Raw genomic sequence first — 21,918 nt, 5'->3', positions numbered from 1 at the left:
GAAGAATGACGGCGCTTTGGGGCATCTCCTTCGACGCCACGCCGATCTCCGGTGTCGTTGTGGAGTTCGTGAAGACGGCGAGGCACTTCGCCGACCGGGGCACGCGGGTCGTGCTGGACCTCGGCTACGACATCAAGGCCGACAAGGACGCGTTCTTCCGGCCGTACGAGCACGAATCCCGGCTGCTGCCGGACTGGGTCCGGCTCGGCCGGATCGCGGGCATCGAGGGGATTGCCGGATACGACAGGCAGTTCGTCGCCGACGTGCTGCGCGAAGTGGTCGGTCGCGGCGAGGGAACACATCTGCTGCCCAGGATCGACGCGATCGCGCACACGCTGAGCGAGCTCATCGTCGCCACCTGGGAAGCGCACGACGTGGCGTATGTGCTGGTCGAGAACGGAACGCTGCCCGAGAACATCACGTACACCAAGGCTTTGCACCTCGCCATCGACAAGTACGGTGCCCGCCGCGGCCTGGGCCGGTACGTCCTGTGGCGTGACCACGACCTGATGTGGCAAAGTGAACCGAGCTCGGGGAAGTACGGCGAGTATCCCTACCCGGCGACCCCCAAACCGCCGAACTCCCCGCACATCCACTACCTGGCGCTGCACGACCAGGCCCGCCGCAGGACCCTGGAATGGGCGCCGCACCTGCGTACGATCGACGTCCTGCCGAACACGTTCACGCACCGCAAGGCGATCGTCCACTCCGGTAACGCCGATTTCCGCCGTGAGCACGGCATTCCGGCCGGCGCCCCGCTGATCGCCCGGTGCACGCGGATCATCAGGCAGAAGCGCATCGACCGGGATCTGCACCTGCTGGCCGGAATCCCGGAGGCGTACCTGTTCGTGGCGGGTGACACCGGCGAGTCGCCGGAGGAGTACCGCAGGCTCACCGCACTGGCGCAGGAGCTGGGCGTCACCGATCGGGTCGTGTTCGGCGGCTGGCTCGCCCCGCACGAGGACGACATCGGCCGCTCGACAGGCTGCCGGTACTCGGTGCGGGATCTGCTGGCCCACGCGGACTTGGTGTCGTTCTTGACATCGTATGACTACGAGAGTTATGGAAACCCGGTGGGGGAGGCCATCGCTTCCGGTGTGCCTTACGTGGCCACCCGGTACGAGCTGTACGACACGGTGTACGGCAGCAAGGGCTTCCGTGCGCCGCTGCTCACCGAGGACATCCCTGACCCTGGTTTCGTCCGGCGGGTACGGGACCTGCTCACCGACGAGGAGAAGCGAGCGGCGATGGCGGAGCACAACTTCAGGCTGGGCGAGCGTGATTTCAGCACGGCACGGGACCTGCTGGACCGGTTGGTGCTCACGCCGATGGACGAGCGGATCCGGCTCAGCGTGGTGCTGCCCGTGTACAACGAGGCCGCGAACCTGCCCGCCGTCCTCGATTCGCTCTACCACCAGCGCGGAATGGACCGATCGACCTACGAAGTCGTCCTGGTGGACAACAACTCCACCGACGACACCGTGGACATCGCCGAGAAGTTCGCCTCGGACCACCCCGACCTGGCGATCCACGTCGTTCCCGAGCCTGAGCAAGGCGTGTCGTGCGCACGCCGGACCGGCATGCGGTTCGCCAGCGTGCGCAGCCGGGGCCGGGTCAACGCGGAGGAGCGTTTCTACCTCGTGTCCGCGGACGCCGACTGCCGCGTCGACCAGGACTGGTTGTCCGAGTTGTTCGTGGCCATGGAATCCGGCAAGGCGGCGATCGGGGTGTGCGACTACTACTACTCCGCCGAACACTTCGCCGGACGGCCCCGGCTGTGGGACGCGATCACCAGAACCTTGCGCTGCCGGGCGGTGACGTTCGCGTTGTTCGGCGGATTCCCGGACGGCAAGGGGTTCGCCGTCGACCGCGACGTGCACGACCGGGTCGGCGGCATCGAGATCTTCTACCAGTTGCAGGACGGGAGGTTCGTCAACCACCTGTCCGACGACTGGGACTTCGGCATCAAGGTCCGGGGCAGCGGCGAGGACATCGGCTACGTTCCCCGGTCACGGGTGGAGATCAACCCGCGCAGGGTCGACCACGCGATCGACGAGGTGATCGCCGGCCGTGCGTACGGTTCGGACGGCATCATCGTGATGCGGGACATCCGGCCGGAGTCCACAGCGGTGAGCGAGGACCTGACCGAGGAGCAGGCACAGCAGGCGTGGGAGTACTCCATCAAGGACTTCACCCCGAAGAACACCATCCTCCCGGTCCTGCTCACGCCGTCCTTGCTGGACGACGACGCGGTGATCGAGTTCTTCACCCCGGCACTGGCCGAACGGCTCGGCAGGCGGATCGCGGAGATCAAGGACGAGATGCGGATGACGGACTTCACGCCGATCCACTCGTACAAGACTCCGTCCTACCGGCTCTACTTCGAGTTCGCCGACGAGATCTTCGCCCGGCTGCGGGCGACCGTGGGGCAGGACATCGGCCACCCGCCGCCACTCCCGCCGTGCTTCGAGGACGTGCCGCCGGACCGCTTTGTCGAGTTCGTCAAGTACTACTGCGAGGACAGGGAATCCGGCGAGGCACACAACTACTTCGGCAACGGAGGCGTGTTCTGATGGACTACGCGTCAGCGCTGGCGTCCCTGCGCGTGCTCGACCCGTCCCACCCCAAGCCCGCGGTGGCGGATGTCCTTGCCGCACCGGAGAACCGGCACCTGCTGGAGTACGTCGTCGAGGACCCGTTCGGCGCCCATGTGTTCCCCGGCAACGAAGTCGGCTACGCGGTGCCGGACTTCCTGGCCGACCTCAACACGCAACTGGAAGACACCGCGCCGATCCACCTGTGGTCCTACATTCCGACCTGCGCGTACCGCTGCCGCTTCTGCCAGTATCCCGTCGTGCTGGCCAAGGGCGAGAACGCCGACGCCAAGGCGAACCAGTGGGTGGACTGGAACATCAGGGAAGCCCGGTCGTGGCTGCGCGAAGTGCCCGCCCTGCGGACCGCGCCGATCGGCGAGTTCAACGTTTTCGGGGGCACGCCTTCGCTGCTGCCGCCCGACGCGATCCGCAGGCTGCTGGACTTCTACCGGGAGAACTTCGCGTTCGGCCCGGACACGGCGATCCGCTTCGAGGGCGACCCGAGCACGTTCACCCCGCCGAAGCTGGAACTGCTGGCGTCGCTGGGCGTCACCAAGCTTTCCAGCGGGGTCCAGTCCTTCGACGACAAGGTCCTGGCCGAGTGCGGCCGTGAACACAGCGCCGAGATGTGCGTGGCCTTCGTGCGCGAAGCGCAACGCGCCGGGTTCCCGTGGATCAGCATCGACCTGATGTACGGCTTGCTCGACCAGACCCTCGACAGCGTCCGCCGCGACCTCGACACGGTGCTCGACCTGGAGCTGACGGCCGTCGTCTGTACGAAGCTGCACCTCAAGTCCTACTCGGACACCCGGACCGGCGTGGCGGGTGTGCAGCCCGCGGCGTGGCAGATTCCCTCCTATCGGGACAAGCTGGTGCGGGACGGGCATCGGTGGCCCACGCTGGGGGAGCAGTACCAGATGCGCGAGATCCTCACCGAGGGTCTGCGTTCCGCGGGCTATACCGAGCATCCGACGATGTACTTCGCCCGGGACGGCCAGGGGCCCGAGGAGTGGAAGTCCATCATGGTGGATCAGCACCGCCAGGAGGCCGAGGTGGCCATCGGGCTGGGCGGCAGTTCCAGCTGCCGCCGGTCCGAGGCGATCACCGACGTGCACTGGCAGCGGTACGCCGAGGCGGTGGACGCCGGGCGGGTTCCGCTGGGTTCCGCGACGCGGTTCTCGCCCGAGGCCCAGGAGGAGCGGGCGATCAAGATGGCGTTGTCGACGCTCCAGCCCGTCCGGGAGTCCGTTCATCGCGAGCGGTTCGGGCGGTCTCTGGTGGATGGCGCCTGGCGGGCCACTTTCGAGTCCCTGGTCGCGCGCGGTCTGCTGCTGACGGATGCGGACGGGCTTCGGTTGACGCCTGCGGGAGAGGTCCTGGTGGAAGCCGTCATCAACGCCGACTTCGACGTTTCCGCAGCTCACCCCTCGTGAGTGGTTGTCAGGGTTCTAACCCTGACAAACACTCACGAGGGCCTAGCAGTCCCGGTCGGCGCGGGTGCCGTGCACGAGGAACGCTGTGACGGCGTCATTCCCGCAGGCGTTGCCGTTCGCGAAATAAGCACCATGGCCGCCGGCGTCGACGGACACCAGAGGTGCACGCAGAGCGTCGCGCATCTTCAGGCCCGCGGAGTACGGCGTCGCCGGGTCCCGACGGTTCTGGATCATCAGGACCTTCGACGACGGAGCGATCCGTGTGGCGGGTTCGGCCTGACGGTAGGGCCAGAACGCACACGCGGTGATGTTCTGCGGCATGCCAGCGGTCAACGGGTACGTCAGGCGGTCCCGGGCCACGGCCCGTGCGTAGTGGCCGGCCGAACGGGGCCAGGCGACATCGTTGCAGCCGGTGGCGGTCAGGACGGCGACCGCGTTCTGGTGCTGGTCCGGCGGCGGCAGCGGGATCGTCGGCAACGGGTCGCCCGCCCGCAGGGCCCGCATGTACTCGGCGAGCAGTGGGAAGGTCGAGTCGGAGTACAGCCCTTGGAACATGTACGCCCGTAGATCGGGGTGTGTCTCCGTGAGGGCGAGGTAGGTCGCACGGACGTCACCAAGGCCATATGTGCTCTCACGGGCAGTGGCCCAGGCGGCGAAGTCAGGGAAGCGGTCCTCGACACCGACGGCGAAGTTGTTCAGCCAACCCCGCGCCACCCGGCGTGGATCGGGGTCATCACTGCTGTCGAGCACAGCGCGGTCCGTACGGGACGGGAACATGGTCGTGTACACGGCGCCGACGTACGTGCCGTACGAGACGCCCCAGTACGACAGCTTCCGCTCGCCCAGGGCCTGACGGATCTGGTCGATGTCCCTGGCTTCGTTGCGGGTCGTGATGTGCCGCGCCAATTCCACACGCGTACATGCCTCGGCGACCCGGCGAGCACGCGCGACGTTCGCCGTGATGTCACCACCGGGACCGGGCCACGGGTGGAAGTTGCGCAGATGGGCGTCGTCGCTGCTCAGCCCGCAGGTGATGGGTGTGCTCGCACCGACGCCTCGTGGGTCGAAGCCGACGAGGTCGTACCGGTCGAGCACTTCACGGGGCAGGCGCATGCCGTGGGTGAGCGGCCGGGACAGACCGGAGTTCCCGGGCCCGCCGGGGATCAGCAGCAGCACTCCCCGGCGGGTTTCCGGTTTCGCCGTCCGGATTCTGGAGATCGCCAGCGAGACGTGGCCTTTCGCCGGGTCTTGGTAGTCCATCGGCACCTGGATCGTGGCGCATTCCTGACGCGGGTCGGCCGGGCACGCGGTCCAGCCGGGGCCTGTCTGGCCCGTCTCGGCCATCGCGGGGGACGCCGACAGGCACCCCGTGAGCACAGTCGTGAGCGCAGTGACGCATAAGAGTCGTCTCATGCCGGAAAGCGTCGTGGTTCAGCCGGTCGTGAACCATCCGGCCGGCCTGACACGTCTCGGTAGTGCCACCCCCACCGACGTGAGATGCTCACCCGCGTGAGCAGTTGGACCGAAGTGATCAACTACGTTCGAACCCGGTACGAGGTGCTGGAGGAGAGCGACACCTGGCTGCGGTTCCGGATGGACACCGACGGCTCGCGCAGCCAGCAGGTCTCGGTGCACCACGTGCCCGACGACGACGGCGAGTGGCTCGAGATCTCCTCCCCGGTCGGCTGGGCCGACCAGGTCGACCTGCGCAGGCTCCTCGAACTGGCCGGCAGCGCGACCGTCGGCGGGGTCGCGGTGGTCGACGGCGTCGCGCTGCTCAAGCACACCGTGCCGGTCGAGGACCTGAGCGTGCGTGAGGAGTTCGAACGCCCGCTCAAGCTGGTGGTCGCGCATGCCGACAGCTTCGAGCGCGAACTGGCCGGCACGGACCACTTCTAGCGTCAAGCCGAGCCGTCCGGCCGCCGGACCCGCTCGGCCGCGATCAGCTCGACGATGACGAGCACGCCGACCGCCTCGACGAGCAGCAGGCTGATCAGCACCACCAACTGGGTCGCCCCGGCCTGGAGCGGCGACGCGCCACCGAGCAGGACGCCGACGAACGCGCCGGGCAGTGTCACCAGGCCGACGGTCCTGGTCTGATCCAGCGCGGGAACGAGCGCTTGCCCGGCTGTCGGGCGCAGGATCAGCAGTGCCGCGTCCCGGGGCATGAGGCCCAGCGCCAGTGCTGCCTCGTACTCGCCTCGGCGGGTTTTCAGCTCGTCGAGCGCACGGCGGCCGGCTAGTGTCGTCCCGGTCATCGCGCCGCCGATGAGGATGCCCGCGATCGGCACGATCGCCACCGGGTGCGCCGGGACCAGACCGGACAGGATCAGGACGGCCAACGGCGGCGAGACCCCGGCGGCGATGGCGGCGGCCGTCCAGACCGCGTCCGGCCAGTCGCCGAAGCGCCGGGCCGAGGTGACGCTGGCGACCGTGAACATCATCAGCACGAACCCGGCGGTCAGCCACCCCGAGTGCAGGACGGCCGTGATCAACAGGGACACCGCCGCGAGCTGGACGGCCGCGCGGACCGCGGCCGTCAGGACCGAATGCCACGCACCGAGACGTCCCAGCCAGACCAGCACCGCCGTCGCGGCGGCGAACAGCGTCAGTACGACGGCGAGCAACGGGCCGATGTGGATCACGAGGTCAGCTTATGGGGCTTCGTCAGATGGTCCCGCGTCTGCCCGAATGGGCGGATTGTTCGTATTCGCGTACAAGAAAAACGGACGTACGGTGGCGCATGTCGCATGGCGGAAAATGGCCGGTGATGTGATCGAATAAATGTCCGAAAACCGACCTTCGTAGGTTGTAGGCAATCTTTTGCCATCTGCAGGATCGCGCATATGGCAAGAATGAGAAAAGCCACCGCAATTGTCGTACCATTAGCCCTTTCGGTCGCTGTTGTCGCTTTCGCCGGGCCTGCCGAGTCGAAGCTGCCGCAGCAGAGCCCGATCGACGTCACCCTGGAATCGCTCCGGTACGACCCGCACCTGCCGCCGCTGAACGTCTCCTACGGCCACTCCGACATCGAGCTGACCTACATCCGCAAGGACCAGGACAGCCCGACCGGCTGCACCACGCGCGACCACGAGGAGACCGAGGAGGCGGAGGTCGAGCCGGGCGCCGGGCACGTGACCCTGTCCGGCGTGCGGTACGACCTGGTCCAGTTCCACTTCCACACGCCGTCCGAGCACCGGTTCCACGGCCAGTCCACCCCGCTGGAGATGCACCTGGTGCACCGCAACGCGGCCCAGGAACTGCTGGTCATCGGCATCCCGCTGACGGTCGGCCCGGCCTCCACAGTGGACAAGGTGCTCGCCGACCTCGCGCCGGAGTGCGGTGCGAACGTGCACGTCGGCGAGATCGACCTGAACACCCTGCTGCCGCACGACCGTACGACGGCCCGCTACAACGGCTCGCTGACGACGTACCCGTTCAGTGAGAACGTGAAATGGTTCCTGATGCGGGAGAAGACCGTCACCCAGGCCACGATCACCCGTTTCCAGCAGTTGTTCACCAGCGGAAACGCTCGCGCGACCCAGCCGCTGAACGGACGCACCGTCACCGTGGGCCGCCCGCACATCTGAGGCGACATCCCGCGCGCACAGTGACGTGCACAGTGATCTGACCGACTGACCGACCGGCGCATCAGCCATCTGGCCGATGCGCCGATCCGTTTCCCCGGCTCCCAGGCCGAAGCGGCGACCCATTCGGCCCCGGCATTCTCCTTCCCGTTCGCAGCGACCGAGGAGGAGAAACGGTGACAGAGCCGATTCTGGCCGGACGTGGCGTGGTCAAACGCTACGGTGACGTGATCGCGCTCGCGGGGGTGGACATCACCATCGGGGCGGGTGAGGTGGTCGCGATCGTCGGCCCGTCCGGGTCGGGCAAGTCGACCCTGCTGCACGTGCTCGCCGGGATTCTGCCCGCCGACGGCGGTGAGGTGTTCCTCGGCCGTCAGCCGATCACCCGGATGTCGGAGACCGAGCGCAGCAAGCTCCGCCGTTCGGCCTTCGGGTTCGTGTTCCAGTCCGGCATGCTCGTCGCCGAGCTCACCGCCGAGGAGAACGTCGCCCTGCCGATGCTGCTGGCCGGCACGCCCCGCGACAAGGGCATCGCCGCGGCGCGGGAGTGGCTGGTGCGCCTGGGCCTCGGCGGCCTGGCCACCCGCAGGCCCGGTGAGGTCTCGGGCGGACAGTTGCAGCGGATGGCGATCGCCCGCGCGCTGGCGCACCGGCCGCAGGTGATCTTCGCGGACGAGCCGACCGGGGCGCTGGACACCAAGACCGGTGAGGAGACGATCAGCGCGTTGCTGACCGTCGCACAGGAGACCAACGCGGCCGTTGTCATCGTCACGCACGATGTCTCCGTTGCGAATCGGGCGCAACGGGTCATCGAGATGCGCGACGGCCGTGTCGCGGTGCGGGCGGCGGCATGAATCCGCTGCAGCTCGCATGGCGGGTGCTGCGGGGCGATTCCCGGAGCCGGATGTCAGCCCTCTTCACAGCCATCGGTGTCGCGGTCGGGGTGACACTGGTGCTGTGGCTGGCCACGGTTCCGGGAGCCCTGCAGTCCAGGGCGGACCGGGAGAGCTGGCGCAACCCGACGTTCTCCAGCCAGGAGCGGTTCGACCAGCAGTCGGCCGACGCCGCCGTCCTGGTCGCGAAAACCCGGGACAACGTCGGGCAGCGGGAGATCCAGCGGTTCGACGTCGCCGGCCTGAAGCCGGACGTGCCGGTCGCGGCGGGCATTCCGGGACTGCCGGGGCCCGGCGAGGTCCTGCTGTCGCCCGCGCTGGCCGACTTGGCCGGGACCAAACCGGCCGACCAGCTGGCCGATCGGTTCAAGGGCACGGTGGTCGGGCGGATCGGGCCCGAGGCGCTGATGTTCCCCGACGAACTGGTCGCGATCGTCGGGCACGATCCCAGTGAGATGCCCAACGCGATGCCGCGCGACGGCCTGACCGGAACCGGTTCACCGGGTTCGGTGAACAAGCTCCTGGTGTTCCTCAGCCAGATCGGCATCGTCGTGCTGATCGCGCCTTGCCTCGTGCTGGTCGCGTCGGCGGCCCGGCTGACCGCGGCTCGCCGTGAACGCCGTCTGGCCGCGTTGCGGCTGGCCGGGGCGACGCCGCAGCAGGTCATCGCCATGACCGCCGCGGAGACCGCGATCGCTTCGATCGTCGGCGCCGTGCTGGGGGTGGCGTTGACGTTCCCGATGCGGGAACTGACCGCGCTGATCCCGTGGGACGGCGGCGACTGGTTCCCGTCGGACTGGACACCGTCCGGCCTGCTGATCGGGTTTGTCCTCGTGGTGGCCCCGCTGCTGGTGGTCGGTGCGGCCGTGCTCGGCCTGCGGCGTGCGGTGAACCGGCCGTTGGGTGCCGCGCAGCAGCAGACCAAGCGTCAGCCCAACGCCGCCCGCCTGCTGTGGCTCGTCGGTGCCGCCGTGGCCTTCGTCGTCGCGATCAGCGTCGCGCAGACCAGCAGGGACGGCGGGATGACGTTCGTCCTGATCGGACTGTCCGCGGTCGCGGTGTCGCTGGTGTTCGTCGGGCCGCTCGTGACGTCCTTGCTGGGCAAGATGTTCACGGCCCGCTGGCGCTCGCCCGCCACGCTGCTGGCCGGCCGCAGGCTGATGGACGACCCGAAGGCGGCCTTCCGGGCGTCCGCGGGTGTCGTGCTCGCCGTGTTCGCGGGTTCCATGGCGCTGGCCATGTTTCCGAGTATCGAGGAGCGGATCGGCTACAGCACAGGGGAATGGCGCGACGGTGTGTACGTCGCACAGGGCTCCGGGTACACCAGCGAGCAGATCGACGACCTGAAGGCAGACCTGGCGTCCCGCAAGGTCGACGCGCCCGTCGTGGAGATCCAGGAGGGTGCTCTCCAGGTGCCCGGTGCCCGGGGCACCATGTCCGGCACGGTGCTCGGGTGCGCCGACGCGGGCAAGGTGCTGGGCGCGCGGTTCGACGCGTGCCATCCCGGCCCGGCGATCTACGTGCCCCAGGGCATGGTTCTCGATCCGGGCAAGCTGGAGTTCATGCCGTACACGGGCAAGGTCTCGGAGCCGCTGTCGCTGCCGCAGGGCGTGCCCGTCCGGGAGTACAACCCGGCCGGCTGGCACGGGGTCCTGATCGACCCCGCCGTCTTCGGGTCCGCTCTGCAGGGCGGGCTGGGCACGGTCGCCGTGGCGACGACGCCTGCCAACCAGGACATCGTGCACACCATGCTCGTCCGGAACATGCCAGGCGTTTCCTTGTACAGCAACGAACGCTATGACGGCCGGGCCGACACGCTCGCCGGTGACCTCCAGCGGGCCACGCTGATCGGGTTGAGCATCGCCACCGTGCTCGGCGGGGTGAGCGCGGGTGTCGCCGCGGCGGGCTCGGTCGTGGACCGGCGCCGGACGTTCGGTGCGCTGATCGCCGCCGGTACCCCGGTCAACGTGCTGACCAGGGCCTTGCGCCGGGAGGCCATGCTTCCGGCACTCGTCGCCACGCTCGGCGCCGGTGTCGCCGGGGTGCTGGTCGGTTCGGGACTGCTCACCCTGATCAAGGGCGAGCTGGACCTCAACCCGTGGATCGTCACGCCCGCCGTGCTCGGGCTCGTCGTGGCTCTGATGGCCGCCGCCGCTTGCGGACCCGTGCTCCGCCGGGTGTCGGCAAGGGACTATTCGGACGAATAGCAGCGGCCATCCCCAGGGGAGAACGCCGGAGGGGGTATCGGGGCTTCCTCCGGCGTTCTCACGCCGATTCGCGGATCACCAGGGTCGGGTCGAAGATCACCGAGCGGGGTGCCTGGCCGGGCGACTCGATCCGTTCCAGCAGGATTCTGGCCATCTCGGCGGCCATCTCCTCGATCGGCTGCACGACCGTGGTCAGCCGGGGCCGCGACGCCAGCGCGGGCGGGCTGTTGTCGAAGCCGACCAGCGCGACGTCCTCCGGCACACGGCGTCCGTTCTTCTGCAGCACCAGCAAAGCGCCGTGCGCCATCAGGTCGTTGGCGGCGAACACACCGTCCAGGTCCGGGTGTTCGGCCAGCAGCCGCGACATCGCCGCCTCCCCGCTCTGCTGGGTGAAGTTGCCCTCCGCGATCGGGATGTACGGATATCCGTGCCGGGCCATGGCCTCCCGGAAACCGGCCAGCCGGTCCTGCGCCGCGGGCACGTCGAGCGGCCCGCAGATGGTGACGACCCTCGTGCGGCCGCGGGCGACGAGGTGGTCGGCGGCCAGCGCCGCGCCCGCCTGGTGGGCCAGGTCGACGTAACTGATCGGCACGGGACGAGCGGGCCGGGCGAACAGCACCGCCGCGAGCCCGGCCTCGGTCAGCGACCGGGGCAGCGGGTCCTCGGGATGCGTCGAGACCAGCAGTGCGCCGTCGGCGTTTCCGCGTTTGAGGAAGTCCACCACCTCGGCGCGGGCCTTGTCCGTCTCGCCGAGCATCAGCACCGGGTGGACGCCGTGGTTGCGCAGGAAGCCCACCACGCCACCGGCCACCCGGCCGAAGAACGGGTCGGCGAAGATCTGCGTGGCGAACTCGTCGCCCTGCCCCGGTGCGCCCGCCATGACCAGGGCGATCGTGCCGGCACGCCGCGTGACCAACGACCGCGCCGCCTGGTTGGGCGCGTACCCGGTCGCCTGGATCGCCTCGCGGACGGCCTGCTGGATCTCCACGTCCACGTTGCGGATGCCGTTGATCACCCGGGACACCGTCGCCCGGGACACGCCGGCGACCCGGGCGACGTCCTCGAGGGTCGGGGTGCGGGCAGCCGGCTTGCTCATATCAGTATTTCTACAACGAACGGACTCGGGCGTTACCGTCGTGGAGTGTTCCGCACCGCGAACTTGACCGGACCACCGGACCGTCGACACACTGCGCGAATGCGGCGAATTCCGGTTCAGCGAGTGCCATGAGGTTCCGGCTGCTGGGGCCACTGGAGATCCGCACCAGCCCGATCGCCGCGGACAAACAACGCACCGTGCTGGCGATGCTGCTGGTCAACGCCGGCCGGACGGTCCCGGCGAGCGCGCTGGTCGCCGAGGTGTGGGGTGACCGTCCGCCGCGTTCGGCCGCCCCGAACCTGCGCGGTTACGTGATGCGGCTGCGCCGGTTGCTCACCGACGAGGACCAGCTCGTCACCCTTCGTTCGGGTTATCGGCTGGACGTCGATCCGGACGATTTCGACGTCCCCCGGTTCGAGGAACTCGCCGAGGCCGGCAGGCAGGCGCTGGCCCGGTCCGATCTGCCGGCCGCGGGCGAGGCCTTCGACGAGGCGTTGCGGCTGTGGCGCGGCCCGGTCGCCGAGGACGTGCCGCTCGGCCCGCGGCTGAGCGAGTTCGCCGCGCGGATGACCGAGCGGTACCTGGCCACGGTCGAGGACTACGTCGAGGTCGAGCTGGCCACCGGCAGGCACGCGGACGTCACGGCCCGATTACGGGGCTGGATCCGGCAGCACCCGTTGCGGGAGAAGCTGCACAGCCAGTTGGTCCTGGCGCTGTACCGCTCCGGGGACGTGCCGGGCGCGCTGGAGGCGTACCGGTCGGCCCGCCGGACGCTCGTCGACGAGCTGGGCATCGACCCCGGCCCGGAGCTGAGCCGCCTGCACGACCAGGTGCTGCGGCGGGACCCGGCGTTGTCGCCCGTCCGGGCCGGACCGGCGGTGGTGCCCCGGCAGTTGCCGCCGGAGCCCGCGGTGTTCGTCGGCAGGCAGCAGGAGCTCGCCGCCGCCTCGGCCGGGGGCGTGGTGGCGTTCCACGGGCCCGGCGGCGTGGGCAAGTCCACGCTCGCGTTGAAGGTCGCGCACACCGTCGCAGGCCGGTACCCGGACGGCCAGTTGTACGTGGACCTGCAGGGATCGAGCCCTGGTCTGCGGCCGCTGGACCCGCCGGAGGTGATCGGCCGGTTCCTGCGGGCACTCGGTGTGCCCGCCGGTGAGCTGACGGTCGAGCCCGGTGAGGCGGCGGCCCGGTACCAGTCGCTGCTGGCGTCCCGGAAGGTCCTCGTGGTCCTGGACAACGCGGCGGACGCGGGCCAGGTGGCACCGGTGCTGCCGGCCAACCGGGACTGCGCGGTGCTGATCACCAGCCGGATCGCATTGACCACTGTGGACGCCAGGCACATCCGGGTCGACGTGCTCGACGGTGCGGATTCCGTGCGGTTGCTGGGAAAGATCGCCGGGGACGACCGGGTCGCGGCCGAGGACACCGCGGCGGCGGAGATCACCCGGTGGTGCGGCGGGCATCCGCTGGCGCTGCGCATCGCGGGTGCTCGGCTGGCGAGCCGGCCGGACTGGTCGCTCGCGCGGTTCGGCGCGCGGCTGGCCGACCGGCGGCGTCGGCTGGACGAGTTGCGTGTCGCGGATCTGGGCGTGCGCGCGTGTTTCGCCGTCGGTTACGAGTCGCTCGGCGCGGATGCCATGGCGGCCAAGGCTTTCCGGCTGCTGGGTGTGCTCGGTGTGCCGGAGGTCGGGGTCGAGCTGGTCGCCGTCCTGCTCGAGGTGGACGACCTGCGCGCGGAACGGGCGCTGGACCGGCTGGTGGAGGTCCGCCTGCTCGACCCGGTCGCGGGCGGCCGGTTCCGGACCCACGACCTGCTCCGGCTCTACGCGGCCGAACTCGCCGCCGAGGTCGACCCGGCGGCCGAGCGCACGTGCGCCTTGCAGCGTGCGCTGGACTGGTATGTGACGATGTGCGGGCGTGCCGAGGTGGAAGAGTTCGACGCGGAGATGCCGTGCCTCGTGGCGGTCGCGGCCCAGGCCGCGGAGCGTGAGCCCGGGATCGCCCGGTTCACCATCGACGTCGTCACCGCGGTCCGCGCGTACGCGTCGAAACGCAGCCACTGGCGTGAGCTGGCGACGCTGGCCGAACTGGCGCTCGGCGTGGCGCGGCGTGACGACGACCGGCGCGGCGAGGCGGCGACGCTCGCGATCCACAGCACGATCGAGTACCGGGCCGGGCGGGTCGAGTCCGCGCGGGCGGGCCTGACCCGTGCCCTGCGGATCTGGCGCGACCTGGGTGACCGGGAAGGCGAAGGACTCGCCCTGCACAACCTGGGCTGGCTGTGCATGTGGACGCAGGACCTGCGCCTGGCGCTGGACCACTTCACCGAAAGCATCCGGCTGCTGTCGGCGGAGGGCTCGGCCAAGGTGCTCATCGCCCAGCACAACCTCGGTGAGGTCCTGCTGCGGATGGGCAAGCACACGGAGGCCGTGGACAGCCTGCACGAGTGCCTCGCCATGCGCAGGCGGTACGACGACCGGATGGGTGAGAGCATCACGCTGGTCGCGCTGGGCCGCGCGTACTGCCTGATGGATCAGCGAACGGACGCGTTGCGGACCCTGGACGAGGCCGTGACCTGCTGCCATGAGATGGGCAACCGGGACGACGAGTGGGAAGCGTTGCTGTGCCGCTCGGAGATCTGGCTGCGGGAGGGCAAAGTCCGTGCGGCGCTGCATGACGCGTTGCGAGCCAAGGAACTGACTGCTCGGATCGAGCACGACTACGGTCAGGCCGCCTCGGCCAGGCAGGTGGCTCGCGCACGGACCGCGTTGGGCGAGGCCTGGGCCGCCGGAGTGGAACGGCGTCGGGCCTACGAACTGTTCGCCGCGCCGAGCATCCGCCGTGATCCCGTACTCGAGGAGTTACTGGCCGGCAGCGTCCAGTGACCGTCAAACTCGCTGTACGCACCGCTGTACGGCCGGTCCCTACCCTCATTGCCGCAGCTGTCGCGTGGTCCGGCGGCTTGCTGGAGGTGTCGCCGGCCCACGCCCTTTCACGCGTCAGGCCTTCGCCAGCCGGTCCAGCCAGTGCTGGAGCAGGTGCACCTCGGGTTCGACCAGCTCGGTGCCCGGATCGGCCGCCAGTATCGCCTTGAGCTGCAGCGACGTGGTCGCGAGGCTCGCCGGCGGCTCCGGCTCGGCCGGCTTGTCCACGAAGACCGACGAGAACACCGCGTCCCGGACCCGCGCCGGCAGTCCTTCGTCGGTGTACACATCCGGCTGCGTGACCACGCTCAACGCGACGCCGACGCTCGCGGACATGATCGTCTGTGCGGCGGCGTCCACCGGGACGCGCAGCCGCCCGGCCTCGGCACATCGCTCCAGCAGGCCGCGGAGCAGCTCGAACGCCTCGTGCGCGGCCTTCGGCACCGCGCTGAGGGCAGGGGAGTACATCATCCGGTACACCGTGGGGTGCTGCTGCGCGAAGGCGACATGGTTGTCCCAGCCCGCTGCCACGTCGGCGACCGGGTCCTCCGACGGCCGGGTCACCCGCTTGACCGTCAGGTACTTCTCGAACCCGTGGTCGACGACCGCGCTGAGCAGCCCGTTCTTGTCACCGAACAACCGGTAGAGCACGGGCGCCCCGACACCGACCGCCTCGCAGACCGCCCGGGTGGAGATGTCCCGGTCCGGCGAGGAGTCCAGCAGTTCGGACGCCGCCTCCAGCATGCGTGTCCTGAGATCGTCCATGCCCCGATGTTATCAGTGATACGCGGCTCGGGTAGCGATGTTACCCACGTCATAGCGTTGATATCGAATTTGGGGTAGCGCTGCTACGAACACCGGCGTAGCGTTGCTATCGAACGAGCGGAACAACGCTAACAAGAGAGGGAGAACAATGACTCGGGTTGCGATCGTCACCGGTGCTTCCGGCGGAATCGGCCGTGAGGTCGCGCAGCGGCTGGCCACGGACGGGATGACCGTGCTGGTGCACTACTCGGGCAACAAGGGCCGGGCCGACGAGACCGTCGAGAAGATCACCGAGGCGGGCGGAACGGCCAGCGCGTTCCAGGCGGACGTCGCCGACGAGACCCAGATCGCCGCGCTGTTCGACGAGGTGGAGCGGCTGTACGGCGGAGTGGACGTCGTGGTGAACACCGCGGGCATCATGCTGCTGTCGCCGTTGACCGAGCTGAAGCTCGAGGACCTCGACCGGATGCACCGCACCAACATCCGCGGCACGTTCGTGGTGTCCCAGCAGGCGGCCCGCCGGGTGCGCCAGGGCGGCGCCATCATCAACTTCTCCACCACGGTCACCAAACTGGCCGTCCCGGGCTACACCGCGTACGCGGCCAGCAAAGGCGCCGTCGACGGGATGACGCTGACCCTCGCCAAGGAGATGCGCGGCCGCGACGTCACGGTCAACGCCGTCGCCCCTGGGCCGACCGCCACCCCGCTGTACTTCGAAGGCAAGCCGCAGGAGGTCATCGACGCCGCGTCGAAGGCCGCCCCGCTGGAGCGTCTCGGCCTGCCCTCGGACGTCGCCGAGGTCGTGTCGTTCCTCGCCGGCCCGGCCCGCTGGATCAACGGCCAGGTCATCTACACCAACGGCGGCGTGGCCGCCTGACCCGTCCCATCACCTTGTGAGGAAAGAACAATGTCGAAGATCGTCATCATCTCCGGTGCCTCGAGCGGATTCGGTGCCCTGACGGCCCGTGCGCTCGTCGACGCGGGCCACACCGTCTACGCCGGAATGCGGGACATCGCGGGCCGCAACGCCGTCCCGGCGGCGCAGGCCAGGGCGTACAGCGACAACCTGCGTCCCGTCCAGATGGAAATGTCCGACCAGCGCTCGGTCGACGCGGCCGTCGCCACGGTGCTCGCCGAAGAAGGACGGCTGGATGTCGTCGTGCACAACGCCGGGCACATGGTGCTCGGCGCGGCCGAAGCCTTCACACCCGAGCAGTACGCCAGCGTCTACGACACGAATGTGCTGTCGACGCAACGGCTCAACCGGGCCGCGTTGCCCCAGCTGCGCAAGCAGGGCGACGGTCTGGTGGTGTGGGTCGGCTCGTCCAGCACACGCGGTGGCACGCCGCCGTTCCTCGCCCCGTACTTCGCCGCGAAGGCGGCCATGGACGCACTGGCGGTGAGCTACGCGACCGAGCTGACGCGGTTCGGCATCGAGTCGACCATCATCGTGCCCGGCGCCTTCACCCGGGGCACCAACCACTTCGCCAACGCGGGGCACGCGGACGATCCGGCGGTCGTGGCCGCGTACGACGAGAAGTACGCCGGTTTCTCGGAGGAAGTCGCACGGCGGCTGGCGGACCTGTTGCCGCCCGACGCCGACCCCGCCGAGGTGGCACGTGCGATCGTGCGAGTGGTCGGCCTGCCCAGGGGACAGCGGCCGTTCCGCGTGCACATCGACCCGGCCGAGGACGGCGCGGAGCTGGTCAACGCGGTCGGCGACGCGGTGCGGCAGCAGTTCTACCGCCGTATCGGTTACCCGGAGCTGCTCACTGTTGTCCAGTAGTTGGCGATACGGTGAGCGCGTGGGTGAGAATCAGCTTGAGCCGCAGCCGTTCGACCCGAAGAACCTCCGGGTGTCCGACGCCGACCGTGAGCACGTCCTGGGCCTGCTGCAGAAGGCGGTCGGGCAGGGCATGCTCTCGCTGGACGAGTTCACCAAACGCACCGACCGCGCGTTGGCGTCGAGCACCCGGGGCGAGCTGAACAGCCTGCTGATCGACCTGCCCGGCCTCGTGCACGCCGACGTCGCGCCCGTCAGGGAAGAGCCGTTGCTGCTCAGGACCGGCGCGGGCACGGTGAAGCAGAAGGGCGAGTGGACGGTGCCGGGCACCATCACCGCGCAGTGCACGATGGGCACCATCCACATCGACTTCACCCGGGCACGGTGTGCGCACAAGAACGTCACCCTGCACGCGACCTGCGGGTCGGGCAACATCGTGGTGATCGTGCCGCGCGGATGGCTGGTCCGGATGGAGTCGGTGTCCACCGGCATGGGCAACGCGGTGAACAAGGCGACCGACCCCGCCGACCCGGCCATGCCGGTCCTGCACGTGCACGCCAAGGTCGGGATGGGCAACTTCAAGGTCAAGCACCCCTGGGGCCGCTGACCCGGCCCCAACCCCTCGTGAGTGTTTAGCCGTGTTCTAACCCTGATAACCACTCACGAGGGCTGAGCTGGGTGCCTATATCGTTTCCGGCATGCTTGTTGTCCACGCTGCCTGGTCGTCGACCGGCGGGGTGTGCGTATGGGCCGAGGACGCCACGGTGCCCGCCGCCGACGTCCGGCCGGGGGCCAGGCCGAAGAAGCATCCTTTCGGCGCGTCAGCCGAGACACTGCGCAAGGTCTTCGGCACCGGCGACGAGTTCTCGTTCACGCTTCTGCTGCCGTCGTCGGGCACGGGCCCGGTCGCGGCGCCGGAGTTGGTCCGTGCCACGGCCGGCAGGCCGAAGAAGCTGAAACTCGCCCCGTGGACCGTGAACGCCCTGGCGTTGACCCCCGCCGAAGCCATGCGGGTGCTGGGCGAGGAACCGCCGGAGACGCCGAGCGGGTCGTGGCGGTGGATGGCCTCGGTGGCCCGCTTCGCCCGATCACTGGCCGACCGTGGTCAGGTCCTGCCGGGCCTGGTCGACGGGCACGCGCGCTGGATTCCCCAGCTGATCGGTGCCGACGCCGACCACACCCGGGCGCTGCACCAAGCGATGCCGTCGGCGGTCCGCGCCGAGAACGCGGTTCTGCCCGGCGATCTCGTCCCGGTGGTGCTGACCGCGTTGACCGACGCGACGGTGCGCGACCGCCTTGCGGAAAGCCCGCCGGGAAAGACTCCCGCTGAGCGGTGGCTGCGGGCGTTGACCACGCCGGACGGCCGGGTCGACGGCGATCTGGGTGATCTCGGCGAGACTCTGCGCGCGTGGCACCGTTCCGCGGCGCCGCCGGCCGGTCCGCTGCGGACGTGTTTCCGGCTGGCCCTGCCCGACGAGGACGACGACGACTGGCGCGTCGAGTTCTTCCTGCAGGCCACCGCCGATCCGAGTCTGACCGCGAGCGCCGCGGAGGTCTGGCGGGGCACGGGGGCGGCCAAGCTGCTGGCCCGGCACGCCCAGCACCCCGAGGAGGTCCTGCTCGCCGGGCTCGGCCGGGCCAGCAGGGTCTATCCGGAGCTGGACGCGGCGCTGCGGGTCAGTGCGCCCGCCGAGCTGAAGACCGATCCGCAAGGGGCGTACCGGTTTCTGCGTCAGTCGGCGAACGCGTTGACGCTGGCCGGGTTCGGCGTCCAGCTGCCGTCGGCGTTGCAGCGCGCCCCGGAGCTCGGGCTGAAACTCAAGGCGAGTTCGTCCGCCAAGGGCCAGAGCGCGGTGGTCAGCGGCGGCATGGGGCTCGACGAGATCCTGAACTACCAGTGGAAACTGGCGGTCGGCGAGAACGAGCTCACCGAGGACGAGATCGCCGAGCTGGCCAGGGCGAAGGCGCCGCTGGTCCGGCTGCGCGGCAAATGGGTCGAGCTGGACAACGCCCGGCTGCGGCGCGCGCTGACGTTCCTCGAACGGGCGGGCGAAGGCGAGATGACCGCCCGTGACCTGCTGCAGGCGGATTCCGCGCTGGCCGAGCAGGGCGTGGACGTCCCGGTCACCGACGTGGCCGCCGACGGCTGGCTCGGTGACGTGCTGGCCGGGACCATCGAGGACCGGCTCGCCCCGGTGTCCACACCGGACAGTTTCACCGCGACGCTGCGGCCGTACCAGCAACGCGGCCTGGCGTGGCTGAGTTTCCTGTCCCGGCTCGGGCTCGGCGGCTGCCTGGCCGACGACATGGGCCTGGGCAAGACCGTCCAGCTGCTCGCGTTGATCGCCGCCGAGGGCACCGGGCCGAACCTGTTGGTGTGCCCGATGTCCGTGGTCGGCAACTGGCAACGGGAAGCCGCGCGGTTCACCCCTGACCTGCGGGTGTACGTCCACCACGGCAGCGGCCGGGTCTCCGGTGACGACCTGGCCGCGAAGGTCGCCGAATCGGACCTGGTGATCACCACCTACGGCGTGGTCTCCCGGCAGAACGAGGAGCTGGCCGCGCTCGGCTGGCACCGGGTCGTGCTCGACGAAGCCCAGAACATCAAGAACTCCGCGTCGAAACAGGCCAGGGCCGTGCGTGCCCTGCCCGCCGCGCACCGGGTCGCGCTGACCGGCACGCCCGTGGAGAACCGGCTGGCCGAGCTGTGGTCGGTGATGGAGTTCGCCAACCCGGGACTGCTCGGCCCGGCGAGCACCTTCCGCAGCAAGTTCGCCGTGCCGATCGAGCGGGACAAGAACCCCACCGTCACGGCGGCGCTGCGGCGCCGGACCCAGCCGTTCATCCTGCGCCGGGTCAAGACCGACAAACAGATCATCTCGGACCTGCCCGACAAGATCGAGATGACCGAGGTCTGCCAGCTGACCGCCGAGCAGGGATCGCTGTACCAGGCCGTGGTCAGCGACATGATGCAGCGCATCGAGAACAGCGAGGGCATGGAACGCCGCGGGCTCGTGCTGTCCACGTTGTCCCGGCTCAAACAGGTCTGCAACCACCCGGCGCACCTGCTCAAGGACGGGTCCCGGATACCCGGCCGGTCGGGCAAAGTGGCCAGGCTGGAGGAGATCCTCGACGAGGCACTGTCCGAAGGGGACAAGGTGCTGTGCTTCACGCAGTTCGCCGAGTTCGGTGAGATGCTGCGGGCGCACCTGACGGCCAGGTTCGAGCAGCCGGTGCTGTTCCTGCACGGCGGCGTGACCAAGTCCCAGCGCGATGCGATGGTCGAACGGTTCCAGTCCGACGCCGGACCGCCGATCTTCGTGCTGTCGCTCAAGGCCGGCGGCGTGGGACTGAATCTCACCGCGGCGAGCCATGTCGTGCACGTCGACCGGTGGTGGAACCCGGCGGTGGAGGACCAGGCGACCGACCGGGCGTTCCGCATCGGCCAGCGCCGCAACGTGCAGGTCCGCAAGTTCGTCTGCGCGGGAACGGTCGAGGACCGCATCGACGCGATGATCAGACAGAAGAAGGCCCTGGCGGAGATGGTCGTCGGCACCGGCGAGGACTGGCTGACCGAGCTGTCCACCGACGCGTTGCGGGAGATGTTCGAGCTGACTCCCGACGCGGTGGGGGAGGCGGCGTGATGGCGCGCGACGACAACTGGTGGCAGGACTACCCGTCATCCGGGCCGATCAAGGTCGAGAACGGCATCAAGGCCCGCCGGGCGCGCGGCAGGATCGCGACCAGCTGGTGGTCACAGCGCTTCATCACCGTGCTCGAGGACCTGCAACTCGGCGGGCGGATGAGCCGGGGCAAGAACTACGCGCGCTCCGGGCAGGTGATGTCGCTGGACATCTCCCCGGGCAAGGTGATCGCGAAGGTGCAGGGGTCACGCCCGCAGCCGTACGCGGTGAAGCTGATCTCCAAGCCGCTGACCGCGGAGCAGTGGGACCTGGTCACCGGCAAACTCGCGAGCAAGGCGCTGTTCGCGGCGAAACTGCTGGCCGGTGAGATGCCGCCGGAGATCGAAGAGGTCTTCGCCGAGGTGGACGTGCCGCTGTTCCCGGCGGCCGCCCGGGACCTGCCGATGCACTGCAGCTGCCCGGACTGGGCGGTGCCGTGCAAACACGTCGCGGCGGTGTGTTTCCTGCTCGCCGAACGGTTCGACGACGACCCGTTCCTGATCTTCGAGTGGCGCGGCCGGTCCAAGGCCGAACTGCTGCGCGAACTGCGCGGCAACCGCGCCGGGGAAACCCCGGCACCACCGCGGGCCGCCCTCGACGTCGAGAACTTCTTCGCCGCGGGCCCGCTGCCGCCCGAACCGGAACCGCAGGACGCCGGCCTGGTTCTGCTCCGGGTGGACGCGCCCGCGGTCACGGTGCACGGCAAGCCGCTGATCGACGTGTTGACGCCGCTGTACCACCGCTTCACCCGGTGACTTGGCGAAAACCACTGGAACAGCGCCGCCGCGCGCCATTACCTTGCTGCCGAACCTAGGCAAGGACGTGCCGTTGTACACCCTGTGAGACCTCCCGAGCGCTGATTCGTCGCGCGTCGCGCATTTCGCGCCGCGCTTCTTCCTGCTGCGGACTTCTCACAGAAACGGTGTACTTCTGTGCTCTCCATCTGGGTGGTCGTA

Annotated in this window: 16 protein-coding genes; 12 read left to right on the top strand and 4 right to left on the bottom strand. The window is 69.4% G+C overall.

Going from position 1 to position 21,918, the window contains the following annotated elements; all coding sequences use genetic code 11:
• The first annotated feature begins 5 nt into the window (after nucleotides 1-5).
• Nucleotides 6-2,573, top strand: a complete 2,568-nt coding sequence (locus GC106_RS07190; RefSeq protein ID WP_173125763.1) for a glycosyltransferase — start codon at nucleotides 6-8, stop codon at nucleotides 2,571-2,573.
• Nucleotides 2,573-4,027, top strand: a complete 1,455-nt coding sequence (locus GC106_RS07185) for a coproporphyrinogen-III oxidase family protein (RefSeq protein ID WP_173125762.1) — start codon at nucleotides 2,573-2,575, stop codon at nucleotides 4,025-4,027. Before GC106_RS07190 ends, GC106_RS07185 begins: the two co-directional genes overlap by 1 nt.
• A 42-nt stretch (nucleotides 4,028-4,069) precedes the next feature.
• Here the strand turns inward: GC106_RS07185 and GC106_RS07180 are convergent, their stop codons facing one another.
• A complete protein-coding gene (locus GC106_RS07180) occupies nucleotides 4,070-5,440 on the bottom strand; it encodes an alpha/beta hydrolase (protein ID WP_173125761.1) in 1,371 nt (456 codons plus the stop codon).
• A 96-nt stretch (nucleotides 5,441-5,536) separates the two neighbouring features.
• Between GC106_RS07180 and GC106_RS07175 the strand changes: the two genes are divergently transcribed.
• Nucleotides 5,537-5,926: a CesT family type III secretion system chaperone gene (locus GC106_RS07175; protein ID WP_173125760.1), complete on the top strand. Its 390-nt coding sequence runs from the start codon at nucleotides 5,537-5,539 to the stop codon at nucleotides 5,924-5,926.
• A 2-nt stretch (nucleotides 5,927-5,928) separates the two neighbouring features.
• On the opposite strand, the gene GC106_RS07170 is transcribed toward GC106_RS07175, so the two are convergent.
• The gene (locus GC106_RS07170; protein WP_376777717.1) at nucleotides 5,929-6,669 is read right to left on the bottom strand and encodes an ABC transporter permease; all 741 of its coding nucleotides are present in this window, start codon (nucleotides 6,667-6,669) and stop codon (nucleotides 5,929-5,931) included.
• A gap of 204 nt (nucleotides 6,670-6,873) precedes the next feature.
• Between GC106_RS07170 and GC106_RS07165 the strand changes: the two genes are divergently transcribed.
• The 3 genes from GC106_RS07165 to GC106_RS07155 all read left to right on the top strand — a co-directional run bounded on the left by GC106_RS07165 (nucleotide 6,874) and on the right by GC106_RS07155 (nucleotide 10,714).
• Nucleotides 6,874-7,617, top strand: a complete 744-nt coding sequence (locus tag GC106_RS07165) for a carbonic anhydrase family protein (protein WP_173125758.1) — start codon at nucleotides 6,874-6,876, stop codon at nucleotides 7,615-7,617.
• A gap of 173 nt (nucleotides 7,618-7,790) precedes the next feature.
• Nucleotides 7,791-8,468 (top strand): ABC transporter ATP-binding protein, encoded by a 678-nt coding sequence (locus GC106_RS07160; protein ID WP_312872507.1) that lies wholly within the window; start codon nucleotides 7,791-7,793, stop codon nucleotides 8,466-8,468.
• Nucleotides 8,465-10,714: an FtsX-like permease family protein gene (locus GC106_RS07155; RefSeq protein WP_173125756.1), complete on the top strand. Its 2,250-nt coding sequence runs from the start codon at nucleotides 8,465-8,467 to the stop codon at nucleotides 10,712-10,714. Before GC106_RS07160 ends, GC106_RS07155 begins: the two co-directional genes overlap by 4 nt.
• A 58-nt stretch (nucleotides 10,715-10,772) precedes the next feature.
• Here GC106_RS07155 and GC106_RS07150 read toward each other — a convergent pair whose 3' ends face one another.
• Nucleotides 10,773-11,810, bottom strand: coding sequence for a LacI family DNA-binding transcriptional regulator (locus GC106_RS07150; RefSeq protein ID WP_173125754.1), 1,038 nt, complete (start codon nucleotides 11,808-11,810; stop codon nucleotides 10,773-10,775).
• A gap of 128 nt (nucleotides 11,811-11,938) precedes the next feature.
• Here GC106_RS07150 and GC106_RS07145 point away from each other — a divergent pair, with 128 nt between their 5' ends.
• Nucleotides 11,939-14,692: an AfsR/SARP family transcriptional regulator gene (locus GC106_RS07145; protein WP_173125751.1), complete on the top strand. Its 2,754-nt coding sequence runs from the start codon at nucleotides 11,939-11,941 to the stop codon at nucleotides 14,690-14,692.
• A gap of 114 nt (nucleotides 14,693-14,806) precedes the next feature.
• On the opposite strand, the gene GC106_RS07140 is transcribed toward GC106_RS07145, so the two are convergent.
• Entirely contained in the window at nucleotides 14,807-15,496 is a 690-nt protein-coding gene (locus GC106_RS07140; protein ID WP_173125749.1) for a TetR/AcrR family transcriptional regulator, read from the bottom strand.
• Nucleotides 15,497-15,644: 148 nt separating this feature from the next.
• On the opposite strand from GC106_RS07140, the gene GC106_RS07135 reads away from it, so the two are divergent.
• From GC106_RS07135 to GC106_RS07115, 5 genes are all read left to right on the top strand, one after another.
• The gene (locus GC106_RS07135) at nucleotides 15,645-16,373 is read left to right on the top strand and encodes an SDR family oxidoreductase (protein ID WP_173125747.1); all 729 of its coding nucleotides are present in this window, start codon (nucleotides 15,645-15,647) and stop codon (nucleotides 16,371-16,373) included.
• 30 nt (nucleotides 16,374-16,403) lie between these two features.
• Entirely contained in the window at nucleotides 16,404-17,282 is an 879-nt protein-coding gene (locus GC106_RS07130) for an SDR family oxidoreductase (protein WP_173125745.1), read from the top strand.
• A gap of 19 nt (nucleotides 17,283-17,301) precedes the next feature.
• Complete coding sequence (locus GC106_RS07125; RefSeq protein ID WP_173125743.1) at nucleotides 17,302-17,886, top strand: DUF1707 SHOCT-like domain-containing protein; 585 nt, start codon at nucleotides 17,302-17,304, stop codon at nucleotides 17,884-17,886.
• 91 nt (nucleotides 17,887-17,977) lie between these two features.
• A complete protein-coding gene (locus tag GC106_RS07120) occupies nucleotides 17,978-20,923 on the top strand; it encodes a DEAD/DEAH box helicase (RefSeq protein WP_173125741.1) in 2,946 nt (981 codons plus the stop codon).
• Entirely contained in the window at nucleotides 20,923-21,717 is a 795-nt protein-coding gene (locus GC106_RS07115; RefSeq protein ID WP_173125739.1) for an SWIM zinc finger family protein, read from the top strand. Before GC106_RS07120 ends, GC106_RS07115 begins: the two co-directional genes overlap by 1 nt.
• The last annotated feature ends 201 nt before the right edge of the window (nucleotides 21,718-21,918 follow it).

Source organism: Kibdelosporangium persicum (assembly GCF_013280595.1).
Lineage (GTDB): Bacteria > Actinomycetota > Actinomycetes > Mycobacteriales > Pseudonocardiaceae > Kibdelosporangium > Kibdelosporangium persicum.
The sequence above is the reverse complement of the archived record's forward strand: the minus strand, read 5'-3'. Positions and strand labels throughout refer to the sequence as shown.